Source organism: Xanthomonas bromi (genome assembly GCF_900092025.1).
Lineage (GTDB): Bacteria > Pseudomonadota > Gammaproteobacteria > Xanthomonadales > Xanthomonadaceae > Xanthomonas > Xanthomonas bromi.
In genome coordinates this window covers 1-3,778 of sequence record NZ_FLTX01000093.1, presented here as the reverse complement: position 1 = coordinate 3,778, position 3,778 = coordinate 1, and the positions used below count along the sequence as shown (strand labels likewise).

Genomic DNA, 3,778 nt, shown 5'->3' with positions numbered 1-3,778 from the left:
CCGGATCTACCGGGAGTTGGAGTTAAACCTGCGGATCAAACCGAAGAAGTGACTGGTGCGCGAGAAGCCCGAACCGCTAGCAGTACCGGAATCGATCAACACGGTCTGGTCGATGGACTGCATGCATGACCAGTTGGCCGATGGTCGCAGCTTCCGGTTGTTCAACGTCCTGGATGACGTCAATCGCGAGGCGCTGGCGATCGAGGTTGACCTGTCGCTGCCATCTGCCCGGGTGATCCGATCGTTGGAGCAGGTCATCGAGTGGCGCGGCAAGCCACACATCATTCGCTGCGATAACGGGCCCGAATACCTCAGCGGAGCACTGCTGGCGTGGGCGGAACGCAACGGCATCCGCATCGAGCACATCCAGCCGGGCAAGCCACAACACAACGCCTACGTTGAACGTTACAACCGCACGGTCCGCTACGCCTGGCTGGCCCGCACCCTGTTCGACACCATCGCGCAGGTGCAGGACAAGGCCACGCGCTGGCTATGGACGTACAACCATGAGCGCCCGAACATGGCGCTAGGCGGCATCACGCCAGCGATGAAACTGGCGATGGCTGCATAACTCCACTTCTGGCGTCCGCTAAAAGCGGGGGGATTACCACAGCAGAGCACGCAAGGACTATTCCGGAGTACACGCGGCCGGGATTGAGGGTCGGCAGGAATCTGTGAAAAAAATTCTTGGCTAACAGCAAGTCAACCCACTTTTGGCTGTTTTTTGCACGAATCCCTGCCGACCCTCCAGTTCGAGTTTGGGCTGTGGACGCTGTCGCTGATCGGCGCACTGATCAACCGGCAGTTCGGCAAGACACTGTTGATCGCCACGGTTGGCCGGCTCATGCAGTTGCTCGTATTCAGTGCGCACACTATTTGTAGAGGTTTTTATAGGACTCCCACAAATCCCCCAAGAAACTCTTGTCGGGTTTGGTCTCGATCTTCTGCATCGGGCGGCGGTTCATGTAGTGCTTGGAGGCGACGAACGAACCGTACGCACCCTCAAGGCTGCTCTCTGCCATGCTGTCGTGGACATATTCAAGAAACCCGCCATACAGCGCCTCGACCTCTGGCAGTCGCTTACCAGGGTTGTTCCATATCCAATAAAGCGCTTGGCCTTGCGGATCGGTGACAAAGAGATTGGAGGCGACCTCTCCGTCGATCTGTTTCTTTGCCTGGTCCATGTCGAAAGTATCGACCGAACGCGCGTTGCGTTCCAGATACCTCAGTTCGGCCGCGAGCTTGTCGTACCGGCCTTTGGCGGCGGGATATTTCGGGGCACCCAACAACCAGGAGTCTGTATGTTCATTGGCAGTCTTGGCGAATTGTTCGTACCACATCCGCAGCCACTGGATGTAGACGATCATATGCCCCTTCATCTGCCCCTGGATGTCCTTGGGCAGCGTGCGCACCACCAGCGGCTCCGGCGGCACATAGCACTGGCTTTCCTGCTCGGCTGTGCGTTGGCCGGGCTTGGTGTAGGTGCAGACGTATGGAAGGTTCAGGCGGATTACTGCGGGGCTGATTTCTTTTGTTTCTTCGACAAGTTTTGTTAAGGCATCGCGATACTTGCGCTGGAATTCTTTGACTTCACTATCTACTACAAATTTAACATATAAAGCGATATCGAGATCTTCTAATTCGGTTAAGCTTGGCATGGGAATTCCCGCGCCGTAAGCTCGGTTGTACATCAACTGTAGTGGATAGCGGGCCATCCCATCGAGCACCCCCTCTTCCTCGGCTTCGGCACCTCCCCCGACGTCCACCTGGCTTCCTGGAAATAAGAGTTCTTGACGATTTCCAGTTGCGCCTGGACTGCCTCCGATCATCGTCAATGGCTTGTAGAAGCGCAGTTCATGCGCTGCCGCATAATGCACGCAGCGTTCGACCTCCGGCAGCAACCTCATCTCCGACGACACCTTATTGCTGAGCGGGATGAATCCGGTCAGCAGATTATCGTCGTAGCGATTCGTCACGCAATCGAACAGGCCCATAAAGTGGATCTTGACCTCGACCGCCTGGTAGCGACCACTCGCGCAGATGTCGTCGATCAGCAGCTTGCTGAACGCAAGCGCGATCCCGCCGCCCATGTCGTAGCCAAAGATCGCCACGTTGACCCTGTGCACCGGCAGCCTGGCCTTGGCCAGTGCGAACGCGGCCTTGAAATCGGTCTCGGCCGATTTCAGGCGCGTATCCACGCCCGTGTTGAACAGCGCCGCACCCAGGGTCGAGTCGCGGATCAGGCCGACGCTTTCTGCCCCATAGCCAGCGGAATTCTTGGCCACGGCCGCGCCAGCATCCTTGGCTGCGCGCCACGGGTGCCTGACCACGTCTTTCCAGAGCGCACGCCATTCCTTGCGCAATTGTTTCCAGCCTTGCTTAGCCACCGTGGTAACGGGCTTCTGGACCGTCCTGGCAATCTGCTTCGCTTGCTTGCTCGCACGATCTACGACCTCGCCAGCGGTCCAGACCGCACGATTGGCGTAGGACTTGTCGCTCAGCCGTTCGCTTTCCTTCCAGACATCCAGCACCGCGCCCTTGGCGGCATCTTTCGGCGCAGAACTGACCTTGTCCTCGATCTCCTTACCGGCTTTATCGCCCAGGGCGGCTGCAAGTGCGGCGTTTTCGGGGTCGAACTCTGCGCCCAGTCCTGGATAATAAAATCGTCGCGCAGACTTATCCACGTTATCAATTAAAGCCGAATATATCTTTACTATATTACTCTCAGGGCCAGATTTATTAGTAAAGCCAAATCCATCAAAGAAAAAACTCAACCAGAGAACCTGTTGGCAGGCCGGGCATCTCTGTTCAGCCTCGACTTTTGTGCGATCAAGAAATGCGCGCTTTTGTTCTGAGTCTATACTTTCTTTTCTCACTTGACTCACTTGGAATCTCCTTTTCCATCGGACGTTGCGGGCAATTCTTCTGCTCCCATATCATCTACCCATTGCAAAGACGCCGTTCCATCTTTCCGAAAATAGACTCTGAAATACCGAGAATTTCTTGATTCAGGCTGAGGGATAGTCACTTTTATTTCATGCTCTTCAGCCTTTTTACCAGCATAAAAATCCTCTTTAGGCATAACAAATTTCCACTGCAAATTAACAGTCTTTCCGGGCGTTATATTGCAGCCGCAGGAGAATGCTCCACCGCCCCCCCACGTATCACCACTTTCTCGTCCTGATGGATTTCCAAAACAGCCTGAACTGGATTCATTATCCAGCCAAAACTCATGGATTTTTTTTTCGTACTCATTGTAGCCAGTGACACATACAGTTCTAGACTGAGAAAACCCATCCTTACAAGCGCCCAGCAAGAAGATAAACACCACCATCAAAAATCTAATAATTCTCATGCCGTAGGTGCCTCAAAGACCATTATTATTTATCAATCGACGGGGTTGGAGGAAGCTCATCCGCGCCCATGTCATCCACCCATTGCAAAGACGCCGTTCCATTCTTACGAAAGAAAATCCTGAAATATCGTGAACTGGATGATTGTGGTTGCGGCGTTTGGACTCTTATGGTGTGTTCCTCGGGCTTCACACCGGAATCGTACTCCTGCCTAGTCTGCTCAAATGTCCAGTAAAGATTGACGACCTTACCAGGCGTCACTTTACAGCCACAAGAAAACTTCCCACCGCCCCCCCCAATGACTTCCAGCTGACTTACCTGGCGGATTACCAAAACACCCAGCTTTTGACTCGTTATCCAGCCAAAACTCATAAATCTGCTTTTCGTATTCATTGTATCCGGTCACGCATACGGTTTTAGATTGC

2 protein-coding genes and 2 pseudogenes are annotated in these 3,778 nt (G+C 54.0%); 2 read left to right on the top strand and 2 right to left on the bottom strand.

Annotated features, from left to right (window positions below; genetic code table 11):
* Both XBLMG947_RS20245 and XBLMG947_RS23015 read left to right on the top strand, forming a co-directional pair.
* A pseudogene (locus tag XBLMG947_RS20245) lies at positions 1-571 on the top strand (integrase core domain-containing protein); the annotation flags it as partial.
* 177 nt (positions 572-748) lie between these two features.
* Positions 749-868, top strand: a pseudogene (locus XBLMG947_RS23015) (winged helix-turn-helix domain-containing protein); the annotation flags it as partial.
* Between the two features lie 4 nt (positions 869-872).
* On the opposite strand, the gene XBLMG947_RS20240 reads toward XBLMG947_RS23015, so the two are convergent.
* Together XBLMG947_RS20240 and XBLMG947_RS22170 are read right to left on the bottom strand one after the other, a co-directional pair.
* Complete coding sequence (locus XBLMG947_RS20240; RefSeq protein WP_139074459.1) at positions 873-2,885, bottom strand: phospholipase effector Tle1 domain-containing protein; 2,013 nt, start codon at positions 2,883-2,885, stop codon at positions 873-875.
* Positions 2,882-3,334, bottom strand: coding sequence for a DUF3304 domain-containing protein (locus tag XBLMG947_RS22170; RefSeq protein ID WP_104537040.1), 453 nt, complete (start codon positions 3,332-3,334; stop codon positions 2,882-2,884). Before XBLMG947_RS22170 ends, XBLMG947_RS20240 begins: the two co-directional genes overlap by 4 nt.
* Between the last annotated feature and the right edge of the window lie 444 nt (positions 3,335-3,778).